Genomic DNA, 18,415 nt, shown 5'->3' on the forward strand with positions numbered 1-18,415 from the left:
GGGTCGACGGCATCGCCGCCCACCAACACACCTCACCTCAGCGCCCTGCGCGCGCGCGTCACGGCGGTGCAGCGCCGGGCGATCCTGCCCGCCGATGCCGTGGATATGCCGCACGACGCGCTCGCCGAACGAGCACGTGCCACGTCCCACCGCCGCCGCCTTCGCACCGGCGCGGGCAGCACCTCGGCACACCCACTGACCCCCGGATGTCCGCGCGACGCGCGCGGGCACACATCACCGGAACGCCACAGATCAGCGCCCAGCACCTACGGCGCGACACCGCCCAACACGTCACCCGTCTCGCGACGAGTCATCCACTGGGCAGCGTCCACCCGGTCCTCCGACCCGGTGCGCGGGGGGACGTGCTCAGCCCGACACACCGCGGGCGACCGGCACAGCACACTCCCCGGCCGTGCCGCTCGCCCGCGGTGTGCACCTCGCCCACACGTATCGCAACCGAACCTGGAGCCGCACGATGTCCGCTACCCGACCCGCCACCCACCTGTCGCCCGAAGACCCGGTGCGCTCCGCCATCGAAGCCGTCAACAACCCCGTCGTCTTCCCCCGACGCCACGTGATCTTCACCGAAGGCGAACCGGGCGACCGGCTCTACCTCGTCCAGACCGGCAAGGTGAAGACCAGCCGCCGCACCCTCACCGGCCGCGAGCACCTGCTCACCCTGCACGGACCGACCGACCTGTTCGGCGAGCTGTCCGTCTTCGATCCAGGCCCGCGCACCTGCACCGCCACCACGGTCACCGAGGTCCACGCCCTGAGCATCGACCGCCCCGCCCTGCGGCAGTGGATCACCCACCGGCCCGAACTCGCCGAGCACCTGCTGCAGGCCCTGGCGCGCAGGCTGCGCCGGACCAACGCGACGCTCACCGACGTCATCGCCAACGACGTGCCCGGCCGAGTGGCCAAAGCCCTGCTCCAGCTCGCGCACCGCTTCGGCAGCCAGGACGGCGGCCTGCTCCAGGTCACCCACGACCTGCGGCAGGAAGAACTCGCACAACTGGTCGGCGCGGCACGCGAGACGGTGAACAAGGCCCTGGCCGACTTCGCCCACCGCGGCATGCTGCGCCTGGAGGGCAAGACCGTGCTCATCCTCGACCCGCAACGCCTCGCGCGACGAACGCGCTGATCGCGCTCGGCACCGTCATGACCGACGTCCACACCGCGTCCCCGCACGGACTGACCGACCCCCTGCCCACCCTCACCGCCACGCTCCTTGCGGCACGGTCAACGGCGCACCCGATAGCGCAGGTGAAGCACCCGGTTGCCCCGGATCACCACGTCGGGATCCTCCAACAGGTGCTGCGCGTGGACGGACCCGAAGTAGCGCTTACCGGACCCGAACACGACGGGCACGACGTCCATACGCACCTCGTCGACCAAGCCCGCCGCGAGCACCTGGCCACCGACGTCGCCGGCGGCGACCTCGACCACGGGGTCACCCGCGAGCTCCTGCGCCCTGGCCACGGCCGCCTCGACGCCGTCGACGAAGTGGAACGGCGCCTCGGGGGCCCAGCCCTCGGGCGCCGGCCGGTGCGTCACGACGACCACGTGGTCGATCCCGCTCGGGGGCTTCCCGTCCCAGCCGTCCGTCAGGTCGAAGACGTGGCGACCGGCGACCGTCACCCCGATCCGGTCCCAGTACGGCCGGGTGTAGTCGTAGGAGGTCTGCGAGACCTTCAACGCTCCGCTGTCGTCCAACGGGACATCGCCGCCCGTCAACCAGTCGAACAGCGGTCCGGGCTGGTCGTGCTCGTCCGCGATGAAGCCGTCCACCGACACCGAGCCGTACATGACCACCTTGCCCACAGGGCTCTCCTCTGCTTCGGGTGGTCTGAAATTAGCGTGTCGTGAGCTGTCGCTCTTGTAGGAAATCAATCGGCCGGCAGCGGCCAGCCGTCCAGCACGTGGCCGGGATGTTCGCGCAGGAACCGCCGCCGGACTTCGACGTACCGGGTCGGCGTGAGCCCGGTGAACGCCCGGAACTCGTGGCCGAAGTGCGCCTGGTCGAAGTAGCCCGCGCCACCGGCGAGGCCGCCCCAGTCGACCGGTCCGGCGGGGTCGATCGCGAACACCGTGGCGGCGAAGCGGTAGGTGCGGGCCAGCCGCTTCGGCGTGACGCCGACGACTTCCTTGAACCGCCGTGCCAGATGAGTGCTGCTGACACCGGCCGCCACGCTCAGGTCGCCGATCGCCACCGCCCCGCCGGTCGCCGCGATGACGCTGCTCGCATGGCGGACCAACCCCAGGCCGGCGGTCCCGCACAGCCGTCGCATCAGCTCCTCCTCGAGCAGCGTCAGCATCTCGTGCGGCCCGTCCGCCGTGGCCAGCCGGTCCCGCAGTTCGGCCACGGCGGGCCGACCCCACACCTGCTCCACCGCCACCGGCCGGTCACACAGCTCGGCCGCGGGCATCGGCAGGAACGGCGCCAACCCCCACGGCTTGACGTGCACGCCCACGGACCGGGTCCACAGTGGGTAGCCGAAGTCCACCGCGCGGGTGCGCATGGCGACCACGCAGCCGTCGGCGTACTCGGCCGTCTCGACGTCGGTGCCGGCGCGGATGCGAAACGGCGCCCCGGAGGTTGACGATGAGCAACGCCGCCGGCGCCGGCGGCAGCGTCAGCCGGGCATACGGCGGCGCACCCTCCAGGTAGTAGAGGTCGTCGATCAGCCCGTCCAGCGGCGGCCGCGGCACTCTGGACATGTACTGCACGCCCACAGCATCGCCGATGCCCCACCGGCATCGCGCGCCGGGACGGTCCAACCGCACTGCCACCGGGGATCGAGCCGGCACCGATCCTGGGCGAACGCCCGGCCGCGGACATGTACGTGGGATACGCGTGCTGCGTGGAAGAGGGGAATTCCCGGCCCTCCAGCGCCGCCCGTGTGCGGGTGGCGCTGACCACCCTCCGCCGCGTGACCGTGCCCTGCTGCATAGGCCCGTAAACACCCCTGGACTCGGCACTACAGGGACGTTGGCGACCGTCTGGCACCGCGCGGCATGCCGACGGACCGCCGGCTGCCCCGATCGACCAGGGTGGCGCGTCGGAGCTGGTCGTACTCGCCGGGCAGGAGAACGCCGAGCGCCTCGCCGAAAGCATCGTGTCCGGTGGCACGTACACCGCGCGCGAACACGCCAGGACTCGAGTCGACGACGTGACCCACCAGTGCACGCGGTGCGGTGGCCCCGACATCGACGCCCATCGGGATCACCGCGATGTCCTCGACCATCGGATCGGGCCGTCCATGCCTGCCGCGAACAAGTCCGTGTCGAGTTCACGTGACAGCCGCGCTCAGGCCCAGTCGGTGCCCGACGCGCGTGTGAGGTCTCAGCCATTCGTTCCGACAGCTCGAGCACACCCCTGACCTGCGGTGGCAGCCGTTCCTCGCTGGAGGGCGGATACCACAGTGCAAGTCCGTTGATCTTCCACTGTGCTGTTGAACTGCGGACACCAGTTGGCCGTACGCATTGTTCCGCCAGAACGGAACTGCGCGTACCTCAGAGTCGGAGATGCGCCGGAGTTACGGGGCGACCAATCCAGTGCAAGCGACGTCCACCCGCCAAGATACGCAGTCCACCGGGACGTGTTTCGGCAGTGCGGCCATCGCCTGGACCAGGGCATCGCAGAAATCGCGGTGTCCTCGGTGTTCGCGCGCCGACTTGTTGCCGGCATCGGCGAGTTGGGCGCGCAAGCTGTCCGGATGATCGGCCCACCCCGCGCGTCGACGGGGGCAGCGCCTTTCGGGCGCGTCTAGGGGCTGCGTGTGCGGTATCGGTGTTGGCCTGATGCGCATGCTCGACCATCTTCTGCGCCACACGCGACTGTGGGCCGTGCCGGCGCGCGGTCCGTCCTCGACCGGTCGTGGCGGCCGGTCGAGGACGAGGAAGCCCGCGGCTACGAGCTGTCGGCGGTCGCGTACCTGCTCTGCGGCGAGAGCGCCTTGCAGGGGCACGCCGTCGACGGCCGGTGGGCGATCATGAGCGTCACGCTCACCAGCGGCGGCCTACGGCTGCACGAACGCCGGTCACTCCTCAGCTGACCCGGGCAGCCGCCCCGTTGCCGGGATTGCACGGCACCGCTTGCCTGTCCGGGAGTCGACGGAACACGGCACTGCCGCACCTCGGGAAGGGGTGTCGGGCCGGGCGTCGACGTCGGACTCCCGATGCGGTGGGGCTTGCGCACTCTGCGTCCGCGTCGGGCCGGGGGCAAGCCGCGGAAAAGATGCGGCTTGCCCCCTTGCCCCGCCACGGACGCCATCCGAGTGCGCCCCACCGCACCGGGGCACGGCGCCGACAACGCTGCGAAAGCACGGTCGAACGGCGTCGAGTCACAGTCACGACGCGGTCATCCGGTGTCGCTGAAGGGTGCTCCGTCAAACAACGTGATCCGCCACGCCGTCCCGATGACCGCGAAATCCGGGGGTGGTGTGCGAGTGAGGAATAGTGGTATGCGCCTCAAGAATTCGGCCGGTCTGTTCGTCGACACCGTCCGCTGCCCGGGCAGCCGCACGGCCGCGATCGAGAACAGCATCGGCCCGCGAGCCGACGGCCATCCGACGTCGATCCACGGGCGTTGCCCGGTGTGCCGGCAGGTCCGCCCGGTCAGTCCGAAAGGGAGCATGGTCGGCCACGACGAGCCGTTGCGGCTGGTGGTTCAGCCGCATGTGATCGGAGGCGAGGAGTGGACCGCGTACGGCGCGCCGTGGCACCCCGCCGAGCTGGCCTCCATCCCGACCAGGATCGGTGCCGAGCTGGCGTGGCGGCACGACGGCGGGATCCTGATGACCTTCTACGGCGGCACCGGCCACCGGGCGGCCACCGACGTCCTGCCCCGCTCTGTGCGTGTGTGGCTGGCCGTGCACCTGCGGTTCGTCGAACAGTGGACCGCTGAGCGCGACATCATCGACCTGATCCCGGCGTCGCAGGCATACCTCCTGCCGATGTTCTCCCCGGTGGGGGTGTAGCGCATGGCGAAGTCGCATCCACCCGCCGGGCAGAACCCGGAAGCCGGGAACGACTCCCGATCCGTCGGGTTCGACGGGCACGCGCGCATCGACGACGGGGATCGCGGACATCACGACCCGTTCGACACCGCCGGTACCCCTTTCGGCGCTGTCGGGTCTTCCGGGGCTGTCGGGTTCGATCCCGACAGCGTCGAGGGCGCGGCCGTGATGCGTTTGCTGCGCCGGTACAAGGACCTCGAGGACGACGATCCGGAGCGCAGTGTGTCCGGCGGTGACGCCGTCGAGTTGCTGGGGGAGTGGTTCCACTGGCTGGGTGTCGACCTCGACGACGAGCCGTCGACCGCGGCCCGGAAGCTGCGACTGGCCGTGCGTCGCCGTCCCGGTGGTTCCCTGCTCGCCCACGGCGTCTACAGCGTCCGGATCGGCACTGACCATCCCGAGCCGGAGTACCTCGTGCGCTGGGCCCTGCGCGATCTGGCCGAGCGGCTCGGACCCGGCACCGGGATCGACCTGTCGGCCTGCGAAGGCGGCCTGCTCGCCCGCTTCGAGCAGGCCGCACCACCACAAGCCCTCGGCACGCCGGGGCCGGACCTGCTCGACATCCTCCAGACGCTGATGGGCACGGTGCAGGGCCACGGCGTCGACCCGGTGCACCTTCATCCGGAGCAGTTCGCGCGGGCCGATCGCGACGGCCACCCGCTGATCGTCATCCGCCGCGCCGACGGCGGCGTCATCCTGACCAGGTCCCACATCCCGCACTGTGTCTTCGTCACCAGCGCGGGTGCCGCGCAGTGCGACTGCGACTGACCGCCGCACACCACACCGGTCGCCTTCTTCCCTGGTCGACACCTGTCAGCGCCGCTGTCCACCCCTCGTCGGCGGGCCGGCGCAGCCTGCCGCGGCGACGGCGAAAGGGGGCAAGCCGCATACCGCGCGGCGTGGCCCCTTCCTGCCGCCGTCACGGCAGGCTGCGCCGACCCGCCGACACCGGGGCGCACCTGACCGCCGGCACATCAGGTGACGGCGAGCGAGCACACCACTGCCCTCACACCACCGCTTTCACCCGACCGCATACGCCACGCCCACGCCATGGTGTGGGCGTGGCCCTCCGGAATGGAGTTCCCCGTGTTCCTGACCACCACCGTGCGCAACGCCGGCTTCGAGCACATGCTGTCCATGCTGCGCACCCAGAACGCCGCCAAGATCGACGTGGTCGCTCCGGCCACCGCCCTGCGCGCCCGCGGCGGGGCGGTCGAGTTGTCCGGGATCGAGCCGGTCGTCGACGATCACGGCGTCACTCTGGTCGACGGCCTCTACGTGCCCACCGCGGCCGCGGACGCCACGATCGCCGCCAAGCTGGGCATCGGCTCGAAGTACCTGCGCTTCATGCGCACCGAACGGCCGGACCTGTTCGACGCCAACGTCAACGGGCTGCTGCACGGCAAGTCCAAGCGCGGCGCCGACGGCACGGTCACCACGATCCACCCGGCCGACTCCCGGTCGTTCCTGCTGCGCCTGTTCCGCGGCCAGGACGGCGAGGCGGGCGTGCTGCGGGCGCTGTTGTCGGACCGGTTCGGCATGGTCGACAACCTCGACCTGCTCACCGCCGTGCTCGACGGCATCCGCCAGGCCGACGCGCAGGTCGAGATCCGCTCCTGCGACCTGACCGATTCCTCCATGCACTGCAAGGTCTACTCGCCCACGGTGGAGCGGTTGGCGCCGCAGCTGCTGGCCGGCTACCGCAACCCGTTCGCCAACCCCGAGCTGGAGGCCGAGCGGCAGCGCGTCACCACCGACCTCGACACGGGGCGTCGGCTGGCCGCCGCCGAGGGCCAGGGCTACCAGCCGGGCTCGGAGCCGGTGGTCTTCGCCGGGTTCCGGTTCTCCAACTCCGAGGTCGGCTCCGGGTCGGTGACGCTCAAGCCGGAGCTGTTCGTGCGGATCTGCCGCAACGGCCTGACCCTGCCCGCGTTGGCGTTCCGCAAGGTCCACCTCGGGCAGCGGATGGAGGGCGGCACGATCAGCTGGTCGCAGGACACCGTCAAGAAGCAGCTCGACGTCATCGCCGCGCAGGCCCGCGACCACGTCCGCGAGTGGCTCTCGCCGGCGTTCCTGGCCCGGCAGGTGGCGACGCTGGAGGAGCAGGCCGGGGCGCCGGTCACCGAGCCGCAGGCCACCGTGCAGGTGCTGGGCCGCGAGTTGGGGTTCACCGAGGCTGAGCGCGAAGGCGTGCTGCGGCACTTCATCGCCGCTGCCCAGCCCACCGCGGCGGGTATCGCCCACGCGATCACCAGCTACAGCCAGACCGTGGCCGATCCCGCCCGCGCCGACACCCTCGACGACCTCGCCCTGCGCGCCATGGCCCTGGTCAGGTAGGCGGCGAGTTCGGGTGTCGGCATGCACAGCACGGCCCCACCCGGTCCAGGTCGGGTGGGGCCGTGCTGTGCGTGGTGAGCGGTCGTGGCCTGCTTGGTGCGGCCGGACGCGGCGGAGTTGCCGGTCGAGGCCCGCACTGTGATCAGGTCACCGGCGTCCTGGACATCCTCGACCGACAGCGTCGAATGCCGTGAGAGCACCACACCGACCAGTGTCGCCGTCTCGACCACGAACGATCAGGACAATCCCGCTCTCGTCACGGCCCGGGCTTCGTCGCGCCACTGCCCGGAAGTGCGCCGGAGTCGATGACGGGCTGGATCGTCCGGGTCACCCGGTGCCGCGGTGGGCGGTCCGCCATCCTGCGGGTGGCGGTGGGCCGGGACCGAAGTCAGATCAGGAGCGCGAGGCTGTTCACCTGGGGGATCTCCTCGATGATGCCGTCCGGCCACTCGATGGCGCCGATGGAGGCGATCTGGTAGGTCGCGCGGCTGTAGGGGGAGATCGAGGGGCCGGCGTTGACCAGGATGTCGGAGACGTCGTAGGTGCTCTGGATGTCCACGAACACGTTGTTGCGGAGGAGACCGACGACGATCTCCATCTGCGGCATGACGTGGGAGCAGGTCAGGGACCCGAATCCCTGCACTCCGCCGCCATTGCCGCCCCACCAGCGATTGGGGTTGTTCGCGCTCAACCGGCACGACCAGACCCCTCTGGTGACCGTGATCTCGGCCTGGGCGGACACGTCCGACGGGACGACCGGCCCGGACGCGGTGATCTTCGGGGCGGAGACACCGGCCTGCGCGGCCGGCCCCGACACGACGGTCATGGCGACCGCCATGATCAGGATGCCCAGGACCGCGCCTGTTCTCCGCTCTCGCATTGCTCTCATATGCGTCCTCGCTGTTTCGGGGGCGCAGAAAGCGAACGCTTTCCGCGGCAGCCATGTTATCCAGGGGATTTTTTCGAGTAAATGCGGCGATCGAGCGCCGACCGTTCGGTTCGCGACCATGTGGAAAAAATCGATAACCCGTCCACCGGATACGACCGCTGTTTTGCGGTCGCCTGCCCGAGTCCGGACCACCACCACAGAGAACCGCCGCCGCCTGCGGCGGCGGTGCCGTACCGGCCGCGCCGACCAGCGGCCCACCGAACCCGAGTCGAGGACGGCGGCACCACCGCCGTGATCGTCGAAGCGACGCCGACCGCTCCGGGCGGACGTCCTCACCAGGCCGTCGACGCTCTACGTCACCGCGCCGAGCGGCCTGACGACATCGACGACTGGTACGTCCCCGCCGATCGCGCCGGAATGCCGCAGGAGCCGGCGTTGCCGCCGGCGGAACCGTTCCCGCCGCGCCGACCGAACCGCAACTGCCGCCGAAATGCTCCACAGCAACGGCGACACAACCGCCCTGGTGCGCCTCGTCGACGTCGGCGACCGGCACCGGAAAAACCGGATTCCGGTGACCGCGCACGGTCGAGCCCGCCCAGTGGCCCGCACGGAAGTTCTGACCACTTCAGCGTGCCGAGACCAGCCCCAGCGAGCGCAGCCACAGCCGGGTGGCCCCGCTCGCCAGGCCGATCGCAACCCCGCACCACGTCAACCAAGCAGGAAGAGAACAGCCGATGCAGCCGTCGCACACCCCAGCCGCCACCTCGCCCCCGCACGCCGAAGTCGGCCGATGGGTCAACTACCACGGATCACTCGACGACCACTGGGGGCGCTACCGGATCGCCTCCGTCACCGACACCGCCGACGAGTTCCGCTATGAACTCGTCGACGAGCACGACTACATCGCCCTCAACCACGTGCGCCGCGCGTCCTTCACCCTCGTGCCCGACGGACCGCCGCACCACGTGCACAACCTGCACGAGCGCCTCGCGGCCGTCCGGCGCGCGGCCCACCTCACCTACGGCGACACGCTGCCCGGACTGCTGGCCACCTCGTTGCGCAGGGTGCCCGAGGTGGTCGCGGCCAACCGGCACGCCGAAGCCGAGCACTACCTGCTGTCGCTGGAGGCCACCGTCGGCTGCATCACCTCCGAACAGTTCCAACAGCGCGCCCAGGCGGTGATCGTCACGACCGGCGACGACTCGTGGTCCCCGTGGCCACACGAGCAGACGACGGAGCCCGCGGTTCTCGGCACCGTGGTCTCGACCGGCGCCGAATGACGACCACCGATCCCTGAAACGGAAGCGCCCCGGATCGCCGGTACGGGTACGCCAGGGCACACGCCCAGCACAGGCGCCGGCCACATGCCGGTCGAACACCTGTGCGCACCACAGGCCCGCGCCGAAGGCGACACGCGTGTCGAACTGCCGCAATTCCACTACGCGACCGCACAGCGGCCGTGCGGCCCACGGCGGGCACCGTGACGAACCGCGCTTCGTCGACTGCCACATCACCCGGGACCGGGCACCGCCCACTCCGCCCGAAATACGTGAGGCAATCCGATTCGAAGCGCAGAACCCCTCACTCCGACAGCGCCAGTCCGGAGTCGTACCGACGCGGTGGGGACGACGAGTGCGGCACCTTCTCCGAGTCATCCGACCCCGGTCACAACACCGGCACCGACACCGCGGACCTCGTCGACCTCGTCGAGTGCCTGGCCGACGCCCGCGACACCTGGGAAACGCCCGACTCAACGGCCACGAAGCCACCGCCGACCGGGAGATGGCCTCGGCCGTCGACAAGGCCATCGCCACGCTGACCTCGCAGCCCACCGTTCCCCGGACCGAAGCAGACACGCTCGTCACCCACGCGCTGCCCTCCCTGGCAGCCCTGTGCCGAGTCGGCGCCGTCCAGGACTGGTTCGGACTGCCGACGGAATCCACCGAGCAGTGGCTTGAGTGGTGGAACTGACGCCGTTCCCGCGTTATCGGTGATTGTTTCCCGTCGGGGTTGCCGGCGGTGGAGGGTCGGTGGTTGCGCCGTGGTGGTGGTTGGTGGCGGCGTCGAGGTCGTCGAGTTGCTGTTGAACGCGTCGGGCATCGGTGTCGCGGCCTTGCTTCCGGTACAGCGTCAGTGCTTCCTGCCAGGCCGAGCGGGCCTGTTGGTGTTGGCCGAGGGCGGCGTGGGGGTGACCGAGGTTGTCGAGGGTGTCGGTGGTTTGGGTGGTGTTGCCGAGGGTGCGGCGCAGGGTGAGGGCCTGTCGGTAGTGGTGGATGGCTTCGCGGTGGCGGCCGGTGTGGTGGGCGATGTAGCCGAGGCTGTCCTGGGTGGCCGCCTCGCCGACCGGGTTGTAGTGCCGGCGGTGCAGGGTGAGAGCGGCCTGGCAGTGCTCGCGGGCGGTGTCGTAGTGACCCAGGCAGGCGGCGTACCAACCCATTTGGTTGAGCGCATCGGCTTCCCCCAGCGGCGTGCCGTGAGTGCGGACGAGGGTCAACGCATCCTCGGCGTGCTCCAAGGCCCGTCGGTAGTCCCCTTGTTGTCCCCAGGTCCGTGCGAGGGTGAAGTGTGTGTGGGCCTGTTGTGTGGGTTCGTGATGGCGCCTGGCCAGGGAGAGTGCCTGATCCAGGTGCCCGATGGCCTGCTCGTGCCGCCCCACCACGGCGTAGGCGCGGCCGACGAACCGGTGGACGAGAGCACGGGTGAGGGGATCGGCCAGGTGGGCGGTGACGTCGACGGCGGCCAGCCACACGGTCAACTCGTCGTGCCGGTGTCCCCGCCGCTGGTGGAAATTGGTCAGGGTCCAGGCCAAGTGCCACACGGCTTGGTGGCGGTGACAAGTGGCGGCGGTGTGCTGGGCGGCCAGCAGGTGGGAGTGGTGGGCGTCCAGCCAGGCCAGGGCGGACGGGAGGTCGGGCAGTGGCTGGGGCGAGGTGCCGGGAGCGGGCGGGCCGAATGCGATCTGTGGGCGGTTGGGGTCGAGGAGTTGGTCTGCGGCGTGCGCGGTGTGGAGGTAGAAGTCCACCACCCGCTCCAGCGCCGCCTGCCGCTCCTGTTCCGGCAGGCGGTCATGGGCGGTGGTGGTGGCGTAGGCGCGTACCAGGTCGTGCATCCGGTAGCGGCCGTGCGGGTGACGGTCGAGTAGTGAGCAGTCCTCAAGGACACGCAGTGCCTTGCGTGTCCGCGCCTCGGGCAGGCCGGTGAGGGAGGCGGCCGCGGGCAGGTCGATGTCCGGGCCGGGGGCGGTGCCCAGCAACGCGAACACCATTTGCTGCTGCTCGGTGAGGTGGCGCAAGGACCAGGACAGCACTGCGGGCAGGCTTGCGCTGGGATCGTCGTCATCGAGCATGTCCAGGCCGAGATCGCGCAGTTCAGCGCCGAATTCGGCCAGTGGGACTTTGGGCAGAGTGGAGGCGTGGCGGACCATGATCGCCAACGCCAGTGGGTGGCATCCGCACAGTTCGATCAGTTCGTCCGTCGCGCCGGGCTCGGTGTCCAGCCGCTCGCCGCCGAGACGTTCGGTGAGCAGGGCACGGGCTTCTTGCTGGGACAGCAGGCCCATCTGCACGTGGCGGGCACCGTGCCGGTCGATCAGTGAGGCGAGTTTGCGGCGGCCCGTGACGAGGACCGTGCAGGTCGGTGTGCCGGGCAGCAGTGGCGCGACCTGGTCGGCGGTGGCTGCGTTGTCCAGCACGATGAGCATCCGCTTGCCTGCGACCAGACTGCGGTACAGCGCCGCCTGCGCATCCAGGTCGGTCGGCAAACGGCTCGGATCCACGCCCAGTGCGTCGAGAAACCCCCGTACTGCGACGGAGGAGTGCAGCGGTTGGTCGTCGGGGCTGAAGCCGCGCAGGTCGATGAACATCTGCCCGTCGGGGAAGCGGTGGGAGTGGCGGTGGGCCCAGTGGAGGGCCAACCAGGTCTTGCCGATTCCGCCCGCACCGCCGATCGCGGAAATCACCACCGCCGTTGCGGTGGCGGGGTCGTCGCCGAGGGGCGTCAGGGCGCGGTCCAGGTCGGCCAGGTACTCCTCGCGACCGACGAACAGGGCCGGTGCCCCCGGCAGCTGCCGGGGAATCGCGCCACCGGTGTCGCCGGCCGTGACCGGGTCCGACGGCTGATCGAGCACGGCCGGATCGGCGGGGTAGGGGGAGTCGGGCAGGGCCGTCCAGGCGGTGTCCCGGACTTCCTTCACCCGCACCCGCACCGGCCGGAAGGTGGCCGGGTCGAGCACGGCGGAGTGACGGACGACCTCGTCGAACAGCCACCGCGACACGACCAGCGCGATCAGGCCGGGCGAGTCCGCGAGCGCCTGCTTCACCTGCGGTGCGTCCAGCAGTCTGAAGGCGGTGGTCACTGCGGTCGAGGTGACGCCGTGACGATCGAAGACCACCTCGCCGGCGTGCACCGCCACTCGCAGACGGGTGCGTTGGGCGGCCGGGCTGGTGTCGTTGTGCGCCCGCAGTTCCCGTGCCAACACTTCCGGCAGCACCTCCACCAGCGGTGCCTTGGCGTACTCGGGTGGAACCAGCACGACCACGCCATCGCCGCGGTCCTCGTGGTAGCAGTCCTCCCATGGCACGCCGGCCGCGCCCAAGGCGTCGGCGACCACCCGGTACAGCCCGGCCCGAGTCGCCACCTGGTGGGGCAACGTCCGGCGCGCATCGCCGAACCCCTCCACGTCCACCACCACGATCGTGCGGTGCACGGCCTGACCCGGGCCCACCATCCCAACCCTTCCGGAGCAGTCTGCCAGGTTTCTTGACCAGGCCCGGTTTACCGCACGACCTGCCACCGTTCCCCGGCTCCACACGCGTATCGCCCGGACGGACGCACGAATCCATCCGCCCGGCAGAGCACGCCTTCCCGAACCAGGTCTCCCGGCTGACTGCCCAGGCACACGAGACCTGCCGCGCCGACGTCATCGGCACCGCCGGGGAGACCGCCGGTCGAAACGGACCGATTTCGTCGTCAGTGCCTGGTTCGCCCCAGAAAGCACGCGAGTCTCGTCCTCCTCGGAGACATCGACCTCGCGGTCGAACTCGTGCGCCGCACCCGCACCACGAGTCCTGACAGTGCGCAGACCCTGCGCTCGCCGGAGTCGCGCATCGCCGCACTCCACACGGACCACCCCGTCTCCCGCTGAGCGACACGACCCCCAGGGGAAGAAGCCGGTGCGGTCACCCACCCGGCGCTCGTGACGCCGCCCAGATCGAGTCCGGCGCCCGCCGGGTAGCGGGGTGTGCCCACGCTGCGCCGGCACCGGCCCGGGGTCAATCCCCGCGGGACACCACACCCGCGGGGATTGACCCCGCATGCCCGGCACCGACGCCCACGCGAGTGCACCCCGCCACCACGCGGCGGCGCCGGGCAGTCGCCCAGACAGCACACCCCACCCGGCAGCCAGTAGCCCGAAACCCGCGAAGGGACCCACGCCCATGCGAGCACATCGTCACCAGGTCAGCCTGATCGTGGTCGCCGCCACCGGAGACCAGGTCACCAGCACCATCCACGACACCCAGGCCGCGGACCACCACAGCGGCGTCAGCAGCATGCGCTCGAACAACACGCTGCCCGAGTTCCTGCGCCGCCGCGACGAGTTCGCCATCCCCGCCGGTGTTCCCGTCCTGCGCTTCGACACCACCGACGAGGCGGTGTCCTTCGCCTTCCGCACCCGAGGCCCGTCGCACCTCGAGTACCTCCCGGCAGGTGTTCTTCAGCGCCCCGGCGGCGCCCAGGTTCCCTACCAGGGCCAGGCATGGGACGAGCTCGCCGGCTTCTACGCCGGCGACGACCTCTACGTCCTGCTCGCCGAACGGGCCGGCATGCGCGTCGAGCGCACCACCGAACACGACTGAACCGCCCCTCGACGCGGCAGGTCCGCCCACCACCGCCCGGCCGCAACCGCCCGACCCGGTCACCCGCCCGCGGACTCGACTGCTCGCGGACGTCCCGCGACATCCACACCACCCTGATCAAGGAGCACGCCCATGATGTCCGCCCCCACGCCCGAACCGGCCCCGTCCACGTCCCCGCTGGACAACGCCGCACCGGCCAAGCTGAACAACCCCGGCGACCTCATCGCCGCCGCACCACACCTGATGGGCTACTACCCGATCGACGCCCTGGTGGTCAACATCATCGTCGGCACCACCGTCGAGATGACCATGTGCTGCGACCTGCCCCTCGACACACTGCCCGAAAGCCTGACCGGCCACCTCGCCACGATCGTGACGCGCTACCCCGACGCCCTGGTCATCGGTGTCGTCGTCGGCGGCGGGACACCGGTCGGGCACACCTTGCCCCGCGACATCCTGGTCACCCGACTGCGCGACGCCATCAGCGGACACAACGCGTCACTGAACATGTTCTGGACACCGGCGATCACCGCCGGAGCCCGGTGGTACGACTACGACAACCCCTCCCACGCCGGCACCGTCCCCGACCCCAAGACCACCGTGCTCGCCGTACAGGCCGCGGTCCAGGGCCAGCGCACACTCGACAGCCGGGCAGACCTGGCCGCCCTGCTGCGGCCCGACCCCCAGGACGTGCTGGCCCGCCGGGCGACGGTCATCAAGACCCTGCTCACCCGGCCCGGTCGGCGCCGATCGGCAAGCCACTCCTACCGCCTGGTGATCGAGCAGGTACAACGAACCCCCGAACGGTCCGAGGCGCTCTCCGACCACGACATCGCCGCCCTCGCGGTGGCACTGACCGACTACACGGTGCGCGACGCGTGCATCGCCACCGCCACCGGCGAGCACGCCCACGCCGCCGAACAGCTGTGGACCGAACTCACCCGACAGTGCCCCGCCCCCCAGCGCGCCGAACCGGCCGCACTGCTGGCCATGTCGGCCTACCTGCGCGGCAACGGCGGACTCGCCTCCCTGGCGCTCGATCGCGCCCAGACCGCCTTCCCCGGCCACCGGCTCACCCGACTGCTGCGCGCCGCCCTCGACAGCCACATGCCCCCGGACACGCTCCGTCCCCTCGTGCACCAGGCGGCCCAGGACGCCAAACGGATGGGCCTGACCGAACCCTCGTGATTCCCACCCACCGTCCACATCGACAGCGTGCCTGCGGCGCGACAACACCCGACCCGCGTCGCCGCAGGCCCGCTGCCACCCCGCTTTCGGGCCGGTAACGGCCCCGCCAGGCCGTCACCGAAGGTGATCAGGGCGCCGCAGACGCGCCTGTACGGAAACGAGACTGGACTCCAACCGACAGGAAATCCGCTAGCCCACCAGTGAACCCAGGTGACACCACCGGGTTACCGCCGTGGCCGGAGCGCGCAGCTCGTCCACGACGAAGCCGAACACCGCCGACACGCGACCGACACCGGAAGGACCGGACCACGTTGAGCAGCGCGACCCCAGCCCGTTCTCCCGACACCCCCGCACACGTCCCGCCGCGTTTGATGCGCGCCGCGCTCAACGCTGCCCATCACGGCCACCACGTCATCCCGCTGTGGCCACGCAGCAAGATCGCCAAGGACAAGGGATGGGAGTCCCTCGCCACCTGCGACCCCGAACGGATACGGGACACCTGGAGCGCGCTGCCGTTCAACGTCGGCATCGCCTGCCGCCCCAGCGGCCTATATGTCCTCGATCTGGATGACGCCCACGGCCACACGGCACCACCGCAGTGGGCCGGAGCCCGGCACGGCCGCGACGTCCTCGCGCGACTGGCAGCCGAAGCCGGACAGCCCTACCCCAACCGGACCTATGCCGTCCGGACCCCCTCCGGCGGATCGCACCTGTACTTCCAGGCGCCCGCCGAACCGGAACTGCGCAACACCATCGGCCGTCTCGGCTGGCGAATCGACTCCCGCGGCGCCGGCGGCTACATCGTCGCCGCCGGATCGGTAAGCAGTCGCGGCATCTACCGGCCGATCAACCGCTCGCCGATCACCGCACTGCCCCAGTGGCTGATCCCGCTACTGCTACCGCCCAAGCCACCGACACCATCACGGTCACCCAGCAAGGCACCGCATCATCCCCACGCCTACCTCAACGCCATCGTCACCGGCGAAGCCGACAAGGTGCGCCGAGCCGCTCCCGGGCAACGACACGACACCCTGCTGCGTGCCGCGAACAAACTCGGCCAGTGGGTAGGCGGCGGCGAACTCGACGAGCACGAAGCCCGCACCATCCTGCACGCCGCCGCAGCCCGACACGACGGAGTCGACGGCTGGAGCGTCCGTGAAGCCGAAACGACCATCAACGACGGGCTCACCTGGGGCATGCTCCGACCACGCAAGCTCAACGCCTCTGATACACCTCGAACGATGCATGACAGTGCGCATGCCCTGACACACACCGCCAGACATCAGGAGGATATTCGAGACCGTGGTGAACCGAATGAAAACGCGGGCACTGACCTGTAATGTAGCAGCTCAGGAAGTGTCTTCCCCGCGCGAGCGGGGGTGGTCCCACGGGAGAGATCACGTTCTGCCACAGCCAGTCGGTCTTCCCCGCGCGAGCGGGGGTGGTCCGGGCTACGGCCAGCACCAGCGCGCCGGCACCCCGTCTTCCCCGCGCGAGCGGGGGTGGTCCGCCGAGCCGCCTCCCGATCGCGGCCGCCCCGAGGTCTTCCCCGCGCGAGCGGGGGTGGCCCCAGGTGCACGGTGAGCCGCTTCCACGCCGCGGCGCGTCTTCCCCGCGCGAGCGGGGGTGGTCCCACGACCACGCCGCGCGCGGGGCCGGGAATCTGGGTCTTCCCCGCGCGAGCGGGGGGGTGCTCCCTCCGCGGGCACAGTCCAGAAGCCACGCGGAGAGTCTTCCCCGCGCGAGCGGGGGTGGTCCGTCCCGGTCAACGGGCACAAGCCGGCCCGCGGAGTCTTCCCCGCGCGGGCGGGGGTGGTCCCCGGCCCGACTCGAACGGGCCGATGAGCTGCAGTCTTCTCCGCGCGAGCGGGGGTGGTGGTCCGCGGTGCTCGATGGCCCGACGACGCCATTTGTTCACTGTCGGCGGTGACATGCCCAATCGACGCACCACGTCCACGTCGGACACGCCTTTAAGGGTCTAACCAGTCAACTTTACGAAACGCGGAGCACATGACACTAGCCCCACACGACGACCTGGCCTGTGATAGTCACGCGGTCCACGGCAAGCACGTCGATCCGGAAGATCCTGCCCTCCGGCGTGCTCCCGCACACCGTGCTGCCGGCGGCCAGGTTCTCGGCGTCCCGCGTCCCGCGCGCGGTGATCTCGGCGACGCACTCGGCTTGGCCGGGCACGCCACCGCCGAACCACTCCGCCAACCAGTAGTTCTCGTCCCCGTGCAGGCGGCCGGGGGTGAGTGTCCAGACGTTGCGGCCGTCGACGCGCTTCGGCGGCGACAGGTCGAGGTTGAAGCTGCCGAACTCGAGTTCGCTGCTGGAGCGAACGGCGTCCACGGGCGGGGGAGCGACGGACGGCGCGAACGCCGTCGTCGTGGTGGTGATCGTCGTGGTCGTGGCCACGACGATCACGCTGCCGGACGCGCGGGTCGCCGGAACGGTGGGCATCGGCCGGACAGCGCCCACTGTCGGCACGACCGGCGCGTGGGAGACCGTCCCGGTGGTCTCGGTCGCGGGCGTCGTGATGAAGACGGCCTGGGGCGGCGCGGACCGCGCTGGCTCGTCGGACATTGTCAGTGCGACCAGCGCCGTGGCAGAGGTGCCCACGGCCGTCGCCGCCGCGACAGCGGGGAGCAGCAGGCGCCTGCGCCACAGCGGCCCGGCAGGCGGGTGCAGGTGGACGTCACCGCTGATGGAACCGGCCTGGATGGACGTGCCGACGTCGCCGCCGACCTCGTTTCTAGCCGGCTGGTCTGACTGCTTCAAGACTGACCCCTGCCCGCGATTCGGAAGACTGATACCGGGCAGATCGATGGTCCACCCAAATGTGTTACAGGTGCAATGAGCTTCGATGGGTGATGCTTTCTGTTGTGGGCCAACGGTTCAATGTCGAATGACCTGCTCGTGCGAAGGGGTGAATCTCTTGCCGTCCGGTCCGGAGATTTCGTTCGGACCTAATTCTGCGTTCCTTAATGGTGGTAGACGGCGTCGTAGCTTCCTCGGTTTGTGCGCCGGGCGACCTCAGATTCAGGGCCTTGCGCGGGCGTTGAGAGCTTCGGTGGCTTGCCGGATGGTCTGGTCGATCTCCTCGGGGCCGGTCTTCCGTGGCC

The 18,415-nt window shown here is 70.4% G+C and carries 15 protein-coding genes and 1 pseudogene; 10 read left to right on the forward strand and 6 right to left on the reverse strand.

Features of this window, described 5'->3' with window-relative positions; genetic code table 11:
* Window positions 1-475: 475 nt before the first annotated feature.
* Window positions 476-1,144 (forward strand): Crp/Fnr family transcriptional regulator, encoded by a 669-nt coding sequence (locus J2S66_RS09670; protein WP_310306384.1) that lies wholly within the window; start codon window positions 476-478, stop codon window positions 1,142-1,144.
* Window positions 1,145-1,242: 98 nt separating this feature from the next.
* On the opposite strand, the gene J2S66_RS09675 is transcribed toward J2S66_RS09670, so the two are convergent.
* From J2S66_RS09675 to J2S66_RS09685, 3 genes and pseudogenes are all read right to left on the reverse strand, one after another.
* Window positions 1,243-1,824 carry a dihydrofolate reductase family protein gene (locus tag J2S66_RS09675; protein ID WP_310306386.1) on the reverse strand — a complete coding sequence of 194 codons (582 nt, stop codon included), beginning with the start codon at window positions 1,822-1,824 and terminating at the stop codon, window positions 1,243-1,245.
* 65 nt (window positions 1,825-1,889) lie between these two features.
* A pseudogene (locus J2S66_RS09680) lies at window positions 1,890-2,712 on the reverse strand (helix-turn-helix domain-containing protein).
* A 269-nt stretch (window positions 2,713-2,981) separates the two neighbouring features.
* Complete coding sequence (locus J2S66_RS09685) at window positions 2,982-3,248, reverse strand: hypothetical protein (protein ID WP_310306388.1); 267 nt, start codon at window positions 3,246-3,248, stop codon at window positions 2,982-2,984.
* A 594-nt stretch (window positions 3,249-3,842) separates the two neighbouring features.
* Here J2S66_RS09685 and J2S66_RS09690 point away from each other — a divergent pair.
* From J2S66_RS09690 to J2S66_RS09705, 4 genes are all read left to right on the forward strand, one after another.
* Window positions 3,843-4,058: a hypothetical protein gene (locus J2S66_RS09690; RefSeq protein WP_310306390.1), complete on the forward strand. Its 216-nt coding sequence runs from the start codon at window positions 3,843-3,845 to the stop codon at window positions 4,056-4,058.
* A 408-nt stretch (window positions 4,059-4,466) separates the two neighbouring features.
* A complete protein-coding gene (locus tag J2S66_RS09695; RefSeq protein ID WP_310306392.1) occupies window positions 4,467-4,982 on the forward strand; it encodes a hypothetical protein in 516 nt (171 codons plus the stop codon).
* Window positions 4,983-4,985: 3 nt separating this feature from the next.
* Entirely contained in the window at window positions 4,986-5,789 is an 804-nt protein-coding gene (locus J2S66_RS09700) for a hypothetical protein (RefSeq protein WP_310306394.1), read from the forward strand.
* 318 nt (window positions 5,790-6,107) lie between these two features.
* On the forward strand, window positions 6,108-7,358 hold the full coding sequence (locus tag J2S66_RS09705) for a hypothetical protein (RefSeq protein WP_310306396.1): 1,251 nt from the start codon (window positions 6,108-6,110) through the stop codon (window positions 7,356-7,358).
* 388 nt (window positions 7,359-7,746) lie between these two features.
* Here the strand turns inward: J2S66_RS09705 and J2S66_RS09710 are convergent, their stop codons facing one another.
* A complete protein-coding gene (locus tag J2S66_RS09710; RefSeq protein WP_310306398.1) occupies window positions 7,747-8,247 on the reverse strand; it encodes a hypothetical protein in 501 nt (166 codons plus the stop codon).
* 734 nt (window positions 8,248-8,981) lie between these two features.
* Here J2S66_RS09710 and J2S66_RS09715 point away from each other — a divergent pair.
* Together J2S66_RS09715 and J2S66_RS09720 are read left to right on the forward strand one after the other, a co-directional pair.
* Window positions 8,982-9,527 (forward strand): hypothetical protein, encoded by a 546-nt coding sequence (locus J2S66_RS09715; protein ID WP_310306400.1) that lies wholly within the window; start codon window positions 8,982-8,984, stop codon window positions 9,525-9,527.
* A gap of 502 nt (window positions 9,528-10,029) precedes the next feature.
* The gene (locus J2S66_RS09720; protein ID WP_310306402.1) at window positions 10,030-10,218 is read left to right on the forward strand and encodes a hypothetical protein; all 189 of its coding nucleotides are present in this window, start codon (window positions 10,030-10,032) and stop codon (window positions 10,216-10,218) included.
* Between the two features lie 13 nt (window positions 10,219-10,231).
* Here J2S66_RS09720 and J2S66_RS09725 read toward each other — a convergent pair whose 3' ends face one another.
* Window positions 10,232-12,952: an ATP-binding protein gene (locus tag J2S66_RS09725; RefSeq protein ID WP_310306404.1), complete on the reverse strand. Its 2,721-nt coding sequence runs from the start codon at window positions 12,950-12,952 to the stop codon at window positions 10,232-10,234.
* A 730-nt stretch (window positions 12,953-13,682) separates the two neighbouring features.
* On the opposite strand from J2S66_RS09725, the gene J2S66_RS09730 reads away from it, so the two are divergent.
* From J2S66_RS09730 to J2S66_RS09740, 3 genes are all read left to right on the forward strand, one after another.
* Window positions 13,683-14,102, forward strand: coding sequence for a hypothetical protein (locus tag J2S66_RS09730; protein ID WP_310306406.1), 420 nt, complete (start codon window positions 13,683-13,685; stop codon window positions 14,100-14,102).
* 135 nt (window positions 14,103-14,237) lie between these two features.
* Window positions 14,238-15,290 carry a DUF4192 domain-containing protein gene (locus tag J2S66_RS09735; protein ID WP_310306408.1) on the forward strand — a complete coding sequence of 351 codons (1,053 nt, stop codon included), beginning with the start codon at window positions 14,238-14,240 and terminating at the stop codon, window positions 15,288-15,290.
* A 311-nt stretch (window positions 15,291-15,601) separates the two neighbouring features.
* Complete coding sequence (locus J2S66_RS09740; protein WP_310306410.1) at window positions 15,602-16,630, forward strand: bifunctional DNA primase/polymerase; 1,029 nt, start codon at window positions 15,602-15,604, stop codon at window positions 16,628-16,630.
* Between the two features lie 676 nt (window positions 16,631-17,306).
* Here the strand turns inward: J2S66_RS09740 and J2S66_RS09745 are convergent.
* The gene (locus J2S66_RS09745; RefSeq protein WP_310306412.1) at window positions 17,307-18,071 is read right to left on the reverse strand and encodes a hypothetical protein; all 765 of its coding nucleotides are present in this window, start codon (window positions 18,069-18,071) and stop codon (window positions 17,307-17,309) included.
* Window positions 18,072-18,415 lie beyond the last annotated feature (344 nt).

This window comes from Saccharothrix longispora, assembly GCF_031455225.1.
GTDB classification, from domain to species: Bacteria; Actinomycetota; Actinomycetes; order Mycobacteriales; family Pseudonocardiaceae; genus Actinosynnema; species Actinosynnema longispora.